We start from the raw sequence: 16,284 nt of genomic DNA, 5'->3' as shown, positions 1-16,284 counted from the left end.
ATCCCATGCGCAACACCGCCATGAACATGGTCCACAAGCTCGCCGCGCGCGACGAGCGTGTGCTTTACATTGGCTCCGATCCCGGCGCAGGCACCTTGCGCGCGATGAGCAAGGAGTTTCCGAAGCGCCATCTGATCGAAGGCATCTCGGAAGCGCACATCATCGGCATGTCGGCCGGCCTCGCGATGGAGGGCTTCGTGCCCTACGTCAACACCATCGCGACATTCCTCACCCGCCGCTGCTACGAGCAGGTGGCCGTCGACCTCTGCCTGCACAACCTGCCGGTACGGCTGATCGCCAACGGCGGCGGGCTCGTCTATGCGCCGCTCGGTCCCACCCACCAGGCGATCGAGGACATCGCCATCATGCGGGCGCTGCCCAACATGACGGTGGTCTGCCCGTGCGATGCCGACGAAGCCGCGCGGCTGATGGAGCAGACCCTCGACTGGACCGGACCGATCTACATCCGCCTGGGAAAAGGCGGCGACGCCATCGTCTCGAAGGCCGAGCATGGCTTTGAGATCGGCAAGGCCATCCTGATGCGCCCGCCGGGTGACGTCCTCATGGTGACCACCGGGATCATGCTCCAGCGAGCGCTGGCCGCAGCCGACCTGCTGGCCGCACAAGGCGTCCGCGCGGGCATCCTGCACATGCATACCGTCAAGCCGCTCGACACCGAGGCGCTGCTGCAAGCGATCCGCGGCACCAGGCTCGTGGCGACTCTCGAGGAGCATGTCCCGTCCGGCGGCCTCGGCAGCGCGGTCGCAGAGACGCTGATCGACAAGCTCGGATCAGGCCTGCCGGCGATGCTGCGGCTGTCGCTGCCGGACCGCTTCATGCACAATTACGGCTCCCAGGACTCGCTGCTCAAGAAGCACGGGCTTTCCGCCAGCGCCATAGCCACCTCGATCGAGCGCGCACTTGCCGCCTCGCACGCCTCCTCCCCTCAACTCCATTCCACCTGACGGGCCACATGTACGACGTTCGATATTCCTATCTGCTCGAGCAATTCTCCGATCCAGCTCCCATCCTGGCCGAGATCGGCCGCCTGGTGGCGACCGGCGACTTCACCCTTGGCAAGCCCGTCGCCGAATTCGAGCGGCGTTTTGCGGAGCTGATCGGCGTGCGCCACGCCATTGGCGTCGGATCGGGCACCGACGCACTCAAGCTGCCGCTCAAGGCGCTCGGCATTGGCCATGGCGATGAAGTCATCACCGCCGCCAATACGTTCATCGCGACCGTCGGCGCCATTGCGGAGACCGGCGCGAGGCCCGTGCTGGTCGACTGCGACGATTCATTCTGCATGAACGTCGACTATGTCGAAGCCGCGATCACAGCGAAGACCAAGGCGATCATGCCGGTTCAGCTGACCGGCGAAGTCACCGACATGGGCAAGCTGATGGCGATCGCCCAGCGCCACAACATCCCCGTCGTCGAGGACGCCTGCCAGGGCATCCTCTCGGAGTTCGCGGGAAAGCGCTCCGGCACCCACGGCATCGCAGCCGGCTTTTCCCTGCACCCGCTCAAGAACCTGAACGTCTGGGGCGATGCCGGCGTCGTCGTCACCAATGACGACGGGATGAACGAGCGGCTCCGCCTCATCCGCAACCACGGCATGAAGAACCGCGACGAGATCGCGATCCTCGGCTGCAACTCGCGGCTCGATTCCCTCCAGGCGGTGGTCGGCAACTGGCTGATCGGCCAGACCAGCGAGATCACGCGGCGCCGGATCGAGAACGCGGCCTATTACGACGCGGGACTCGCCGGCCTGCCCGGCCTGCGCATCCCGCCGCGCCGGCCCAACGTGAAGCACGTCTATCACCTCTACATGGTGTTCGCCGAGCGTCGCGACGAGCTCTATCAGTACTGCCTGGACAACGGCATCGAAGCCAAGATCCACTATCCGATCCCGCTGTACCAGCAGGAAGGCCTCAAGCATCTCGGTTACGCCCCGGGAACGTTCCCGGTCACCGACCGCCATGCCAAGGAAGTCATCAGCTTCCCGGTGGACCAGCACCTGACACGCGCGCAGCAGGACCGCGTCATCGAGACTGTCAGGAAGTTCTGCCATGGACGCTGACACCGGCCGCCGGCGCATCGGATACGTCAATCTTCCGGCGCAATTCGAGGAAGAGCGCGCCGAGATCATGCAGGCGGTTGAGGGCGTCTTCCAGCGTGGCGATTTCATCGGCGGAGCGGCCGTCGGAAAGCTCGAGGAGGAACTGTCCGCCTATCTTGGCTCGCCGCATGTCGTGACGTTGAATTCCGGCACCGACGCGTTGATCCTCGCATTGCGGGCGCTCAACATCGGTCCCGGCGACGAGGTCATCACCCCGCCGAACTCGTTCGTGGCATCGACCGCCGCGATCATCGCAGTCGGCGCCTCGCCGGTCTTTGCGGACGTGCTGCCGGACCAGAACATCGATCCGGCCGCGGTCGAGGCCGCCGTCACGCCGCGGACCAAGGCGATCATGCCGGTGCACCTGACCGGGCGCATGGCCGACATGAACCCGCTGATGGCGATCGCCGACAAGCACGCTCTCGCCGTGATCGAGGACAGCGCCCAGGCCGTCGGCTCGACCTATGACGGGCGGATGAGCGGCACCATCGGAACGTTCGGCTGCTTCTCCGCACATCCCCTGAAAAATCTCAATGCCGCAGGCGATGCCGGCTTCCTCGTCACCGCCGACGCCGAGCTTGCCGCACGAATTCGCCGCCTGCGCAATCACGGTCTAATCAACCGCGGCGACGTCCAGGAATGGGGCATCGTATCGCGGCTCGACACGCTTCAGGCGGACGTGCTGCGAATCCGCCTCCGCAATTTGCCATCGGTGATCGAGCGCCGGCGGCGCAACGCCGCGCAATACCGCGCCGAGCTCGCAGGCCTGCCCCTGTTCATTCCGCCCTGCCGCAACATCGAGTTCAATACGTTCCACACCTTCGTGGTGCAGACTGACCGCCGCAACGACTTCCAGAAATATCTTGCCGACAAGGGCATCGAGACCGCGATCCACTATCCGGTGCCGATCCACCTTCAGCCGGCGGCTGCGCATCTTGGTCTGGGGCGCGGCGCGTTTCCGGTGACCGAGCGGCAGGCGGATCAGATCCTCACGCTCCCGATCAATCAGTTCCTCTCGGCCGCCGATATCAGCTATATTTGCGCGACCGCCCGGGAGTATTTTGCATGACGGATACGGACTTTCTCCAGGCCGACGAGCAGGCGCTGGCGCAGCGCTTCATCGACAACGGCTTCGTCACGACGCCGGCCGACGACCGCGCCGGGCTCGACCGGATCCAGCGGCGCGCCGCTGAACTTGCCGCCGACTATCTGAAGCTGCCGCACAGCAATGATCCCTATGCGATGCTCGACGGCATCCATACGCGCGTGAGCGTCGACGATCTCAACGGCCTGCGGCTGCACGTCTTCAACGGCCTCAACGCCGAGCGCTGGTTCCGGCCGACCTATTTCCGTCTCGCCCGCTCGACGATCGAAACCATCGTCGGCAACGAGCTCTGCATGCAGCGCCGCGTCAACCTCAGCATCCAGATGCCCGGCGACGATTCCTCGCTGCTCGCCACGCACTCCGATGTCTGGTCGGGCGACTCGCCGTTCGAGGTCGTGGTGTGGGTGCCGCTGGTTGACGTCCACCGCACTAAAGCGATGTATCTGCTGCCCCCGTCCCTGAACGGCGACATGCAGGATCGGATGGCGAGCCTGCGCAGCGCCGAGGAGCTGTACAAGACGATCAAGCCGCACGCGACCTTCATCGAGATTCCCTACGGTCACGTGATGCTGTTCAACCAGACCCTGATGCACGGTAATCGCATCAACGAGGAGCCCGGCACGCGCTGGAGCATGAACTGCCGGTTCAAGAGCATCATGTCGCCCTACGCGGACAAGCGCTTCGGCGAGTTCTTCGAGCCTATCCTGCTGCGCCCGGCGACACGGGTCGGCATGCAATACAAGCTGCCGGGAGGCTTCCATGGCTGAGCGAGCCGGCCATCGCGGCTACATCGGCGCCCGGCCGCTGAACGGCAGCCGCTCCCCGCAGCACGTCCAGAACATCGTGATCCGCGACTACGCGCGGCGGAAGAACCTGCAATACCTGCTCAGCGCCGTCGAGCACATCATGCCCGGCAGCTACATGGTGCTCGAGGACATCCTGGACGAGCTGCCCCGCTTGAACGGCCTGATCCTCTACAGCATCTTCATGCTGCCGCCCGAGGAGGCGCGGCGACGGGAGATCTACGACCGCGTGCTGCGCGAGGGCTGCGATCTTCACGCAGCCGTCGAGGAGATCACGCTTTCGTCGCGGGACGGCATTCAGGCCGTCGAGGACATCCTGCTCGTCAATAAATTCGCGACCATCCTGTGACGATGTCGCGGACCGGTCGACGATCATGACCGAGATCAACCTGCTCCAGCCGATGCACGCATCGACCAAGCGGAACTACGTTCAGCGCGTGGTCGAGCATGACAAGGCCGAATCCGCCACCGTGGCGCGGCAATGGGGGCGCGACTACTGGGACGGCGACCGCCGTTACGGCTATGGCGGCTATCGCTACGACGGAAGGTGGCGCCCGCTCGCCCAGACCCTGATCGACCGCTACGGCATCAAGCCGGGCATGAGCGTGCTCGATGTCGGTTGCGGCAAGGGCTATCTGCTCTACGAGTTCACCCAGCTCGTCCCCGACCTCACGATCGCGGGCATCGACGTCTCCGAATATGGCATCGCCAGCGCCAAGGAGGAGGTGCGGCCGCACCTGAAGGTTGGCAGCGCCGTCGAGCTGCCCTACCCCGATCACAGCTTCGATCTCGTGGTGTCGCTCGGCGTGCTGCACAACCTTCCGCTCGAGGACGTCTTCCGCGCGGTGTCGGAGATCGAGCGTGTCGGACGCGGCGCCTCGAAATATCTGATGGTGGAATCGTTCCGCAACGAGCGCGAGAAGGCAAATCTCCTCTACTGGCAACTCACCTGCCTGAGCTTCCACGGTCCGGAAACATGGGCCTGGATCTACGACAAATGCGGGTATCGAGGCGACCATGGGTTCATCTTCTTCGAATGAGACGGCCGGCCTGGGCCGGCCAACCTCGCTGCGCGCGCAGAATCCGGAAGTGTACTATTCGGACGACGCCATCGTCACGGCGGACGATGCCACGATCGCCGAGCTGAAGCGCATCGCCGCCGGCAACCCGCGCCTGCGCAGCCGGCTGTGCACGCATCCCGATCCCTCGTCGGGCCTGCACGAGATGCTGATCGTGCATCATCGCGAGGCGTATGTGCGGCCCCACAAGCATTTTGGCAAACCTGAATCGTTTCACGTCATCGAGGGTACGGCGCAGGTCGTGATCTTCGAAGATGACGGCCGCATTCGCGACGTGCTCGAGATGGCACCATACGGCCAGGGCAAGCGCTGCTATTACCGGATGCCCGAACAGGTCTTCCACTCGATCCTGATCACCTCGGAATGGCTGGTGTTTCACGAGACCACCGCCGGTCCCTTCGACCCCTCCCGTACGGCATTTCCCGACTGGGCGCCGGATGGCGGCGAACCCGCCACGGTCCAGGACTATGTCACAAAGACAGGCGCGCTCGCCGCGGAGCATCTGATGGGACGTTAGATTTCGACTGGTACCGCTACTCGACTATTCCGCCATGAACGTTCGAGGATGACCTACCGATGACGCTGCCTACGTTGTGCGCGACTTCAGAAAGATCGTGGGGACCGCCGACACGGCAGAAGCCAGCTTCGATCCCTTGGCATAAAGCGCTTCTATATCCAGAAGCGAAACTGCGATTTTTGACTCTCCGGCTTGGCCGTCCCCGCCTCCCGTCGATGGATAGCGGCACGTCTTGCATGACCTATCGACGACTGCTACCTGCATTGGCTGAGGGCGCATCGGCCGGAGGACTGCGCCCTGCATCCCTGATTGGATGTGTCCGGGACCATCTCATTGCGGCCGCGCCGGTTTCATTGAAAATCGCCTCGTCAGACCTGCCCAAATGCGAGAATAACCAGTGACCGACCATTGCCGCCTTTGCCATTCGACCAACCTGCGACCGGTCATCGACCTCGGACAGATGCCGATTGCGCATCGACTTCGGCACAGCCGGAACGAGCAGGAGGAACGGTATCCGTTCGAGGTGCTCGCCTGCGGCGATTGCGGTCTGCCGCAGATCGTCAAGCCGATCGATCCCGACATCCTGTATCGCCAGTTCAACTATAATTTTAGCAGCTGGAAGCCTGAGCCGCACCAGGTCGACGAGCTCGATACCATCGCGAAATTCTCGAGCCATCAGTCCGTGTTCGAGATCGGCTGCAACGACGGCCTGTTCATGGACAGGCTGCGCGAGCGCGGCACCAAGGTCATGGTCGGCGTCGAGCCCAATCCTGTGTCGGGCAAGATCGCCCGCGAGCGCGGCATCAAGGTCTATGCCGACATGCTCAGCCCGGAGATGGCCCACGACGCGGTCGCTCAGGCCGGCCAGTTCGACCTCGTCGTATCGCGCCAGGTGCTCGAGCACATCGTCGATTTCGAGAACTTCTTCGCTTGCGTGAAGATCGCGCTGAAGGAGGACGGGCTGCTGTTCATCGACGTGCCCGATTTCGCACCCGGTTCGACGGCAGGCGATCTCTCGGTGCTCTGGGAGGAGCACGTCAGCTATTTCACCGAACCGACTCTGGTCGCGCTGCTCGCGCGCCACGGCTTCGAGACTGTGTCCGTGAAGAAATACAATTTCAGCGGCGGCAGCCTCGCGATCGCCGCTCGCCGTGCCGCAGGCCCGGTGACGGCGCCGCCCGCGCCGGCCGGCGTCGGCGAGAGATTCGGTCAGCGCGCGCGGGAGTATGGCGAGCGCCTGCGCCCGATCCTCGCGAAGGCTCGCGCCAACGGCACCGAGATCGCCATCTACGGCGCGGGCTGCCGCGCCTGCACCTTCACCAACGCGCACGAACTGGCTGATCTCGTCGACCTCTCGGTCGACGACCAGAAGGAGCGCCAGGGGCTGTTCCTGCCCGGCACCGGGATCCCGATCCGTTCGCCGGAGGAACTCGCCGGCAAGTCGAATGCACTCGTCTGCCTTCTTGCCGTGAACGAGGAGAACGAAGCCAAGGTCAGCAGCCGGCTGCGCGAAAACGTGAAGCGCCCGCTGCACATCGTCTCGATCTTCGCGCCCTCCGATATCTGGAGCGAGCTCGACCGCCTCGAGGCGGCCGCAGGGTCGCGGCATGGCTGAGGACAAGCTCTTCAACTACTACGAACGTCAGGACGTCCTGCCGACGTTCGGGAATTTCAAGTCGGCCGCCGAACTCGCAGCCTATGCGGGCCAGCGGCGCGAACTCTTTGCGGACAAGCTGGTGCTGCCTCCGCGGCTGTTCCGCGATGCCGAGGTCCTCGAATTCGGTCCTGATTCCGGTGAGAACGCGCTGGTGTTTGCCGGCTGGGGCGCGAACATGACGCTCGCCGAACCGAACCGGCATGCGCACTCGAAGATCCAGGCCTACTTCGCGCATTTCGGCCAGGCCGAACGTCTTCGCGAACTCGCATTGTCCGACGTCGAGGGGTTTCGCAGCGACCGCCGTTTCGACATCATCGACGCCGAAGGGTTCATCTACACGGTGCAGCCGAGCGAAAAATGGCTCGGTATCTTCCACCGGCTGCTCAATCCGGACGGTTACGCCGTCGTTTCCTATTACGAACGTTATGGCGGCTTCTTCGAGCTCGCGCTCAAGGCGATCCATGCCGCCGGCAAGGCCCTGACGGGCCGCCCCGCGCTGGAGACGGCGAAGCTGCTGTTCGAGCCGAAGTGGAACAGCATTCCGCACACCCGCAGCTTCGAATCCTGGCTGATGGACGTGCTCGAGAATCCGTTCGTCCGGCACCGCTACTTCCTCGATGCGGAGGCCCTCTGCACGGCGGCGCACGAGCAGGGATTCGACATCCATTCGGCATGGCCCGCCTATCGCGACAGCCTGGACGTCTACTGGCACAAGAAGGTCCTGTCGGCGGACGAGAAGCTGCGTCGCGCCGCTCGCCATCTCGACCGCAGCCGCCTGAGCTTCCTCGGGGGACGGAAGCTCTATCTGGTCGGCCAGGCCGACGCGGTGAGCGCGATCTCGGCTTCGATCGAAGCGCTGGTGCTCGATGTGGACCGAATGATCGACGAGCCCTTCGGCGACAGCCTGCCCCGCGTGATCGCGAGCCTCGCCTCGTTACGCGAGACGATCCTGACGACGGATATTCTCGCCGACGATGCTTCCGACATCGAAGCCATCACGGCAACGCTCGACAGTTTCCATCGCATCTTCAGCGCGATCGGGCGACGGGATGCGTCCGCGGTTGCCGCCCTCACCCAGTCGGATCCGGCGTTCATCGGCACCTGGGGGCAGCCGGCGCATTTCCTCGTCGTCCGGAAGCGCTTTGAGGGATCGTAGCCAGTGAGGCCAGGCATTGGCATCATCGGAACGGGCATGGTCGGCCAGATGTGCCACCTCGCCAATTTCGCCGCCAATCCCGCCTGCCGCGTCGTTGCGATCGCCGATCTCCGGCCTGACCTGGCGGCCGCCGCGGCGAAGAAATTCGGCATCCCGCGGACCTACGGCACGCACCGGGAGCTGCTCGCGGACAGCGCGGTATCCGCCGTCGTCGTCGTGACCAAGCGTCGCGCCACCGGCCCGATCGTGCTGGATGCGTTGAACAGCGGCCGGCACGTGCTGTCGGAGAAGCCGATGGCCTACACGACGGTTCAAGCTGCGTCGCTGGTCGAAGCCGCGCGGCGACAGCGCCTCGTCTACAGCATCGGCTACATGAAGCGTCACGACGCCGGCGTGGCGCGCGCGCTGGCCGAACTGAGGCGTCTGCGCACAGACGGCTCGCTCGGACGCGTTGTCGGAGCGAGGGGCTGGTGCTTCGGCGGCGACACCGGCCGATCGCACGACAATTTCGTCATGACCGGCGAAACCCGTCCGGACGGGCTCGAGCTCTGGCAGGATGGCCCCGACTGGATGCCGGGCACGATGCGGCCCGGCTACGACAATTTTCTGAACGTGTTCAGCCATATCATCAATCTCGCGCGCTATGTGCTCGGACCGTCGCCGGCAGTCGCCGAAAGCACGCTCGAGAGCTCGGGAGCTGCGCGCATAACCCTCGACTTCGACGGCGTCGCTTGCACGCTGGATCTCGTGAATGGATCCGAAGGTGCCTGGCGCGAGGGATTGACGATCGATTTTGAGCGGGGCGCCGTGAGCATCGAATTGCCCCCGCCCTTTGCCGAGCAGGAGGCAGAGGTCATCCTCGACCAGGGCGGACAACGCACGCGGCTGGTGCGCGAGGGGAGCTGGGCGTTTCGGCGTCAGGCCGACGCCTTCGTCGCCGATATCGTCGAACAAGGAACGCCCCTGGCCTCCGGCGAAGATTCTGTGGCCGACATCGCGCTTGCGGAGACGGTATGGAAGCAGCGGACTCGCGGCTAGGCGCGGCTACGGCCATCAGATCTGCGCGTTGATCTGCTCCAGCTTGGCCTCACCCACATCCAGGTCCCCGTGTCGATCTCGATCAGGTTCCCGCCAACGCCGGGCCGACCCCCGCACGCTGATCCCAGGCCGAGGGCCCCGATCGCGGGCAACGACCGCGTGCGCCTGCCGGGGAGATCTTGTCCCCATCCTGCCGATATCTAGTCTAAATGGTTGATTTCGCTGGCAGGAGTGGCAGGGCTCGAACCTGCGACCCCCGGTTTTGGAGACCGGTGCTCTACCAATTGAGCTACACTCCTACGGACCCTGCGTCGCCTTAGGATCACGGCCGCTTTCAAGCACAGGGGACGGCCGGATTGCAAGGGAGAAGCGCGCTGCCTTCGCTTGTTTGTGCCGCGCCTTCTGGGCCACAGTTCGCTCCCGATAATAATCTGCCCCCGGGAGTGACCATGACCGCGACAGCCGCCCTTAGCCCCGCGACCGCGCCGAAAGCACCGCCTTTGCCTGAGGCCAAGCCCGAGACGCTGGGCCTGCCGCGGCAGCGCCTCCAGGCGATGTCGGACGCCTTCAAGCGCGAGATCGACAAGGGCACCGTCCCCGGAATCACCGTGCTGGTGGCCCGCCGCGGCCAGGTTGGCTGGTTCGAGGCGCTGGGGCGCCAGAGCCCGGCCGCATCGGCGCCGATGGCGCTTGATTCGATCTTCCGGATCTTCTCGATGACGAAGCCGATCGTCTCGGTCGCCGTCATGGCGCTGGTCGAGGACGGCCACCTCCTGCTCGGCGATCCCGTTGCCAAGTTCATCCCGGAATTTGCCGACCAGAAGGTCGGCGTGGTCAGCGGCGGCAGGCTGGACCTGGTTCCCCCGAGGCGCCCGATGACGGTGCAGGACCTGCTCCGCCACACCTCCGGCCTGACCTACGAGCACCAGGGCGACGGCCCCGTGCACAAGATCTACCAGGACTCGCGGGTGCGCAGCCGCAAGATCACCAATGCCGAGCACGCGGCACTGGTGGCGAGCTTCCCGCTGGTCTGCCACCCCGGCGACGAGTTCAACTACAGCCGCTCCACCGACATCCTCGGCCGCATCATCGAGGTCGTCAGCGGCAAGCCGCTCGGCGCGTTCTTGACCGAGCGCGTCCTGGCCCCGCTCCAGATGGCCGAGACCGGCTTTGCCACCAGCGAGGCCAATGCCAACAGGCTCGCCGAGCCGTTCGCGGCCGATCCCTGGACCGGCGACAAGGTCGCGCTGTTCAACATGCTGGAACAGCCGGTGATGGAATCCGGCGGCGGCGGCCTCGTCTCCACCACGATGGACTACGCCCGCTTCGCGCTGATGCTGCGCAATGGCGGCACGCTCGACGGCAACAGGATCATCGGCCGCAAGACGCTAGAGCTGATGGCCTCCGACCACCTCGGGCCCGACGTGAAGACCAACGGCACCCTGCTCTCGCCCGGTCACGGCTTCGGCCTCGGCTTCGCCGTGCGCCGCGAGGCCGGCATCGCGCCCTTCCCCGGCAGCGTCGGCCAGTATTTCTGGAGCGGCATTGCGGGGACGTTCTTCTGGATCGACCCGAAGGAGGACCTGTTCGCGGTGTTCATGAGCCAGGGCCCGGGCCAGCGCGATTTTACGCGCACGCTGGTGCGGGACCTGGTGTACGCCGCGGTGGATTGACCCGAAGGGTCATTCCGGGGCGGTCCGCAGGACCGAACCCGGAATCTCGAGATCCCGGGTTCGCGCTAAGCGCGCCCCGGGATGACGCTATATCGCCTCAGCTGATCGTCGCGCCGCCGTCGATCACCATGGTCTGGCCGGTCATGAAGTCGCCGGCCTTCGAGCCCAGGAACACGGCCGCGCCGGCGATCTCGTCGGGGATGCCGATGCGGAGCAGCGGCGAACGCGAGGTCGAGGCCTTCAGGTTCTCCGGATTGTCCCACAGCGCCTTGGCGAAATCGGTCTTGATCAGGCCGGGTGCGATGCAGTTCACGCGGATGTTGTGCTTGCCGTATTCGCAGGCGAGGTTGCGCGCGAGCTGCATGTCGGCGGCCTTCGAGATCGCATAGGCGCCGAGGATGGTCGAGCCCTTGAGGCCGCCGATCGAGGAGACGATGATGATCGAGCCGTCCTTGCGCTCGATCATCTGCGGCACCACCATCGAGATCAACCAGTTGTTGGCGACGATGTTGTTGTCGAGGATCTTTCTGAACTGATCGTCGGAGATGCCGGCGAGCGGACCGTAATACGGGTTCGATGCGGCGTTGCACACCAGCACGTCGATCTTGCCGAAGGCGCGGTTGCTCTCGTCGATCAGGTTTTGCAGATTCTCCTTCGAGGAGATGTTGGCGGCGACCGCGACCGCGGTGCCTGTGCCGAACTTGTCGTTGATCCCCTTCGCGACCTGGTCGCAAACATCGGCCTTGCGCGAGGAAATCACGACCTTGGCGCCGTGCTCGGCCATGCGCTCGGCGATCGCAAGCCCGATGCCGCGCGTCGAGCCGGTGATGACGGCAACTTTCCCCTTCATGTCGAACAAGGTCATGTTTCTCTCCCAGAGTACGAACTTCGTATTTGATGTCATTCCGGGGCGATGCGAAGCATCGAACCCGGAATCTCGAGATCCCGGGTCTGGTCCTTCGGACCATCCCGGGATGACAGCTCCCTTACGCGAGCTTCTTGACTTCAGGTCCCGCAAGCTGGTGCATCGCCGCGTGCGCATCATCCGCGATCCACGGCTGCTGATTGACCATCGGCAGTCGCCAGACCGTGCGCTCGGGACTCGCAAAATAGTCGAGCCGTGTCACCGAGCAATTGTCGATGTCGAACGACAGGCCCCGCTCCGGCTGGCCATCGAGCGCGAGGCCCAGCGCGGCCTTGATGGTGCCGCCATGCGCGACCGCGATGATGTCCTGCCCCGCCGTCTCAGTGTTGATCCGCTCGATGGTGCGGCGCGTGCGGTTGTAGAGATCCATGAAGCTTTCGCCGCCGGGCGCGGGCTCGTTGATGTCGGCGAACCAGCTGGTGCCGACGGGACGGCTGGCGATGAACTGGGCGCGGTTCATGCCCTGCCAGCGGCCGAGATTCTGCTCGGCAAGGTCCGCTTCCCACTTCATCGACGCAGGCCTTGGAAAGCCGGCCGCCCAGATCGCTTCGGCCGTTTGATGCGTCCGCATCAGATTGCTCGAATACCAGACCGCCTTGCGTGGCAGCACCTTGGCAACAGCATTGAACACATAGGTGTCGCTGGTGTCGCAAGCGATATCGCTCTGTCCGTAGATGTTGCCGCCGTCATTGCGCACAGGCGCGTGACGGACCCACCACCACCGTGTCGTGACCACATTCGGCTTGTCTGCGCCTGCCATCGAAACCCTTCCATCCCGTGTAATGTCGCTGTACGTCAGGTGTGAACGTGTCTCAAGACACTTTACCGTTTGAAATCTTGTTTGAAATTCCGTCGCGCGGCAAGCGTCGTGCGCGAGCCAAAGGGAGAAACGCATGGGCCGTCTGCAAGACAAATCCGTCATCATCACAGGCGCCGGCAGCGGCATCGGCCGCGCCGCTGCGCTGCTGTTCACCAGGGAGGGCGCCAGGCTGATCGCGGTCGATCGCACCGAGGCGGTGAAGGAGACCGTCGAGGAGGTGAAGAAGGCCGGCGGTATCGCGGAAGCGATGGTCGCGGATGCGGGTTCCGAGAAGGATGTGATCGCGGTCATCGACAAGGCGGTGAAGACGCACGGCCGGCTCGACGTGATCTGGGCCAATGCCGGCGTCTCCGGCGGGCTCGTCCCGCTCGGCGAGCAAACCGTCGAGCACTGGCAGGAGGTGCTGCGCGTCAATCTGATCGGACCGTTCCTCGCGGTAAAGCACGCGATGCCGCACATGGTGAAGCAGCAGTACGGCGCGATCGTGCTGACCGCGTCCGTCGCAGGCCTCAAGGCCGGCGCCAGCGGCCATCCCTATGCGGCGAGCAAGGCCGGCGTGATTTCCCTGGTGCAGACCACCGCCTATTCGCTCACCGGCACCGGCGTGCGTATCAACGCGGTCTGCCCGGGCCTGATCGAAACCGGCATGACGAAACCGATCTTCGACCGCGCCAAGGAGCGCGGCACCCAAGACAAGATCGGCCAGCTCAATCCGCTGAAGCGCCCCGGCCAGCCGCACGAGCTCGCGGCGATGGGGCTGTTCCTGGCCAGCGACGAAGCCTCGTATGTCAACGGCCAGGCGTTCCCGGTGGACGGCGGCCTGACGGCGTCGATGCCGTACACGGGCAAGCCGGTTTAACACACAGTGTCGTCCCGGCGAAGGCCGGGACCCATACCGCGGATTCGATCGATCGCGGTTGGCAGAAGTACCGAACGAACAATCTTCGCCAAACTACACCCTGGGGTTATGGGTCCCGGCCTTCGCCGGGACGACATCGGGGAGGTAGTGTGCCCACGTATCAACCGTCATTGCGAGCGCAGCGAAGCAATCCAGAATCTTTCCGCGGGTAGCAGCCTGGATTGCTTCGCTGCGCTCGCAATGACGGAGCGTGGGTGCCAGCGTCGCTCTTTCAACTCGCATTCTCATCGCAGACACAACTTCGCATCCTCGCGGCGCGTTTCGCCCGAGCTTTGCTTCGTCACTTCGCCCTCGGATGAAAGAGGGCGCAGGGAAGGCCGGGAGCCGGTTGGCTCCCATTGGCCGCCATGCCAAACGCGGATTGCGCTACGATGCACAGCGGGGAAACAGGGCAACCGGGGACATCCCGGCCTTCCCTGCGCGGATGGTTGGAACGGCTTATGTCGTGCTCTCCCCGGGGAGCGATGCACTATTGCCCCCGTCGCCTTACGGATGGCTGATGCGCGGGTCCGGTCGGGCCGCACACATCACCGCAAGACTTGGCGCACAGACCCCGGGCGCCAGGACGACACGATTTGGCCGTACGCCGATCACACCGGTCGTGCGCGCGATGCTGTCGCTCACGGTTGCCCGCCCTGCGATGCCTTTCGCGCCGATGTGATCCACGTCCACCGCCGCCCGGCCCGCGTTCGTGACGATCGCGATACGCCCCTCTTCCTTGGGCCGGGTTGCGCGCACTATCCGCCAATTCCGAATTTCGGTAAAGTGGAATATTTTCGTCGTCGAGCATTGACCGATGGCTTGGGTGTTTTGCCCGACGGGTAACGCAAGATCTCGTAGCCCGGATGAGCGCAGCGACATCCGGGATTCTCGGCACGAGCTGTCCCGGGTATCGCTCCGCTCACCCGGGCTACGAAGCCGACGAAGCAAGCGCGGCAACAAAGAGCGCACACCCCACCACCGACGCAACCGTCCGCACATGGTTCCAGAACGTCCAGTCCTTCAGATACGCCGCCCACACGGCACCAGCCTCCGGCGCGGATGGCTGCACCGCGGCGAGCGCGTTGTTGAGCGGGACGTTGAACACCATCGTCACGACGAACATGCCGATGACATAGAGGCCGCCGCCGGCCATCATGCTCACTGCCCCCGGCTCGCTGACGCGCAACGTACCCATCACCACCAGCGCTGCGCCTGCCACGGTCGTGCCGAGAAACAGCGGCATGAACAGCGAGCGTACGATGTCGACATTGATCGCGTTCATCGCCGCGATGCCGGCGGCCTGGCCGAGCCGGCCAAACGCGGTCATGATGAAGGTCGAAAAGGCGAAATAGATTCCGGCCATGAGGCCGCAGCCGATCGCCGAAAACCAGAGCAGTCCGGTCGTAAAAACCTGCCGCATGCCGCAGCTCCCTCAAATACGATAAACTCTCGCATTTGATAAATGCGATAAACTCTCTTATTTCTGACGTCAAGCGCGGGTAGCGGGAATCAGCATGCCGGAACGGAAAAGCAGGACGGACAAGACGACGCACGCGGCCGCGCGACGCACGCCGCTGGTGCCGACGCAGGAACGAAGCCGGGAACGCTTCGACCGCATCCTGACGGCTGCGGCCGAGATCCTCACCGAGAAAGGCAGCGACGCCTTCCGGATGAGCGACATCGTCGAGCGCACCGGCATCGCCTTCGGCTCGCTCTATCAATATTTTCCGGACAAGAGCACGGTGATCGGGACGCTCGCCGAGCGCTGCAATGCCATCGGCCGCGAATGCGTCCAGCGCGACCTCGCCGAGATGAAGAAGCTATCCGACCTGCACCCTGCGCTGTGCCGCATCACCGACGGCTATAACCAGATGTTCCGCGAGCATCCTGTGATGCATCACATCTGGCAGGCGACGCAGGCCGACCGACGCTTGCAGAAGATCGACGAGGAGGATGTGGCCTTTCTCGCCGGCCTCTTGCGCGAGGCACTCAAGCGTGTCGCGCCGAAACAGCCCGCCGCCGCCCTCACCTCCTTTTCGCAACTGGCGATGATCCAGATCGCAGCCGCGGTTCGTCACGCCATTGCCTTGCCGCCGGCGGAGGCGCGGCGTACGCTCGACCTGTTCAAGCGAATGCTGCCGAAAGACCTCTCCGCGCTCGGCTGAGGTTCGCCGAAAGCACCCTTCGCGATCGCGATTTGCCCGAACCGCCACGCTCTACGGCCGCGGCACCACCGAGGCGATACGCCCCTCTTTGGCTTGGGTGTTTTGCCCGACGCGTAACGAACATCTCGTAGCCCGGATGAGCGAAGCGATATCCGGGTTTTTCTCGCCACCTGTCCCGGGTATCGCTTCGCTCACCCGGGCTACGGGTCTACAGGTTGGCGCAAGCGGCCCGCCTCATTCGGGCGGAATGGTCCTGGCCTGATGTTGCCGGGCGGTGACAGATTCCGTTCGGCCGAACCGCTAATGTCATTAGCTCGGTTTGTTCG

Annotated in this window: 17 protein-coding genes and 1 tRNA gene; 13 read left to right on the top strand and 5 right to left on the bottom strand. The window is 64.5% G+C overall.

Translation table 11 applies throughout. The features are described 5' to 3' along the window. The first annotated feature begins 5 nt into the window (after positions 1 to 5). From XI08_RS03115 to XI08_RS03070, 10 genes are all read left to right on the top strand, one after another. Complete coding sequence (locus XI08_RS03115; RefSeq protein WP_271573321.1) at positions 6 to 965, top strand: transketolase family protein; 960 nt, start codon at positions 6 to 8, stop codon at positions 963 to 965. Positions 966 to 973: 8 nt separating this feature from the next. After that, positions 974 to 2,080 (top strand): DegT/DnrJ/EryC1/StrS family aminotransferase, encoded by a 1,107-nt coding sequence (locus XI08_RS03110; RefSeq protein WP_271565495.1) that lies wholly within the window; start codon positions 974 to 976, stop codon positions 2,078 to 2,080. Continuing rightward, a complete protein-coding gene (locus XI08_RS03105; protein ID WP_271573320.1) occupies positions 2,070 to 3,188 on the top strand; it encodes a DegT/DnrJ/EryC1/StrS family aminotransferase in 1,119 nt (372 codons plus the stop codon). The genes XI08_RS03110 and XI08_RS03105 overlap by 11 nt, the downstream gene beginning before the upstream one ends. Continuing rightward, complete coding sequence (locus XI08_RS03100; RefSeq protein ID WP_271573319.1) at positions 3,185 to 3,991, top strand: sporadic carbohydrate cluster 2OG-Fe(II) oxygenase; 807 nt, start codon at positions 3,185 to 3,187, stop codon at positions 3,989 to 3,991. The genes XI08_RS03105 and XI08_RS03100 overlap by 4 nt, the downstream gene beginning before the upstream one ends. Then, entirely contained in the window at positions 3,984 to 4,376 is a 393-nt protein-coding gene (locus tag XI08_RS03095; RefSeq protein ID WP_135178074.1) for an LIC12192 family sporadic carbohydrate cluster protein, read from the top strand. Before XI08_RS03100 ends, XI08_RS03095 begins: the two co-directional genes overlap by 8 nt. A gap of 25 nt (positions 4,377 to 4,401) precedes the next feature. Continuing rightward, a complete protein-coding gene (locus XI08_RS03090; protein ID WP_271573318.1) occupies positions 4,402 to 5,067 on the top strand; it encodes a class I SAM-dependent methyltransferase in 666 nt (221 codons plus the stop codon). Further along, positions 5,045 to 5,623 carry a WbuC family cupin fold metalloprotein gene (locus tag XI08_RS03085; RefSeq protein ID WP_271573317.1) on the top strand — a complete coding sequence of 193 codons (579 nt, stop codon included), beginning with the start codon at positions 5,045 to 5,047 and terminating at the stop codon, positions 5,621 to 5,623. Before XI08_RS03090 ends, XI08_RS03085 begins: the two co-directional genes overlap by 23 nt. Before the next feature lie 397 nt (positions 5,624 to 6,020). Beyond that, positions 6,021 to 7,238: a class I SAM-dependent methyltransferase gene (locus XI08_RS03080; RefSeq protein ID WP_271573316.1), complete on the top strand. Its 1,218-nt coding sequence runs from the start codon at positions 6,021 to 6,023 to the stop codon at positions 7,236 to 7,238. Next, positions 7,231 to 8,436, top strand: a complete 1,206-nt coding sequence (locus XI08_RS03075; RefSeq protein WP_271573315.1) for a class I SAM-dependent methyltransferase — start codon at positions 7,231 to 7,233, stop codon at positions 8,434 to 8,436. Before XI08_RS03080 ends, XI08_RS03075 begins: the two co-directional genes overlap by 8 nt. Before the next feature lie 3 nt (positions 8,437 to 8,439). Further along, positions 8,440 to 9,474 (top strand): Gfo/Idh/MocA family protein, encoded by a 1,035-nt coding sequence (locus tag XI08_RS03070; RefSeq protein WP_271573314.1) that lies wholly within the window; start codon positions 8,440 to 8,442, stop codon positions 9,472 to 9,474. 223 nt (positions 9,475 to 9,697) lie between these two features. Here XI08_RS03070 and XI08_RS03065 read toward each other — a convergent pair. Next, positions 9,698 to 9,773 (bottom strand) — tRNA-Trp (locus XI08_RS03065). A gap of 150 nt (positions 9,774 to 9,923) precedes the next feature. On the opposite strand from XI08_RS03065, the gene XI08_RS03060 reads away from it, so the two are divergent. Beyond that, a complete protein-coding gene (locus XI08_RS03060; protein WP_271573313.1) occupies positions 9,924 to 11,147 on the top strand; it encodes a serine hydrolase domain-containing protein in 1,224 nt (407 codons plus the stop codon). Between the two features lie 97 nt (positions 11,148 to 11,244). Here XI08_RS03060 and XI08_RS03055 read toward each other — a convergent pair whose 3' ends face one another. Together XI08_RS03055 and XI08_RS03050 are read right to left on the bottom strand one after the other, a co-directional pair. Further along, positions 11,245 to 12,012: an SDR family NAD(P)-dependent oxidoreductase gene (locus tag XI08_RS03055; protein ID WP_271573312.1), complete on the bottom strand. Its 768-nt coding sequence runs from the start codon at positions 12,010 to 12,012 to the stop codon at positions 11,245 to 11,247. A 121-nt stretch (positions 12,013 to 12,133) separates the two neighbouring features. Continuing rightward, entirely contained in the window at positions 12,134 to 12,832 is a 699-nt protein-coding gene (locus XI08_RS03050) for a histidine phosphatase family protein (RefSeq protein ID WP_271573311.1), read from the bottom strand. Positions 12,833 to 12,965: 133 nt separating this feature from the next. Here XI08_RS03050 and XI08_RS03045 point away from each other — a divergent pair, with 133 nt between their 5' ends. Continuing rightward, the gene (locus XI08_RS03045) at positions 12,966 to 13,751 is read left to right on the top strand and encodes an SDR family NAD(P)-dependent oxidoreductase (RefSeq protein ID WP_271573310.1); all 786 of its coding nucleotides are present in this window, start codon (positions 12,966 to 12,968) and stop codon (positions 13,749 to 13,751) included. 546 nt (positions 13,752 to 14,297) lie between these two features. Here the strand turns inward: XI08_RS03045 and XI08_RS03040 are convergent. Then, positions 14,298 to 14,672, bottom strand: coding sequence for a hypothetical protein (locus XI08_RS03040; protein WP_271573309.1), 375 nt, complete (start codon positions 14,670 to 14,672; stop codon positions 14,298 to 14,300). A gap of 49 nt (positions 14,673 to 14,721) precedes the next feature. Continuing rightward, on the bottom strand, positions 14,722 to 15,213 hold the full coding sequence (locus XI08_RS03035; RefSeq protein ID WP_271573308.1) for an anthrone oxygenase family protein: 492 nt from the start codon (positions 15,211 to 15,213) through the stop codon (positions 14,722 to 14,724). Positions 15,214 to 15,307: 94 nt separating this feature from the next. Between XI08_RS03035 and XI08_RS03030 the strand changes: the two genes are divergently transcribed. Continuing rightward, on the top strand, positions 15,308 to 15,958 hold the full coding sequence (locus tag XI08_RS03030; protein ID WP_271573307.1) for a TetR family transcriptional regulator: 651 nt from the start codon (positions 15,308 to 15,310) through the stop codon (positions 15,956 to 15,958). Positions 15,959 to 16,284: the final 326 nt, after the last annotated feature.

The organism is Bradyrhizobium sp. CCBAU 11361, from assembly GCF_028128935.1.
Taxonomy (GTDB): domain Bacteria; phylum Pseudomonadota; class Alphaproteobacteria; order Rhizobiales; family Xanthobacteraceae; genus Bradyrhizobium; species Bradyrhizobium niftali.
Note: the sequence above shows the minus strand (reverse complement) of the source record. Positions and strands in the feature narration are given on the sequence as shown.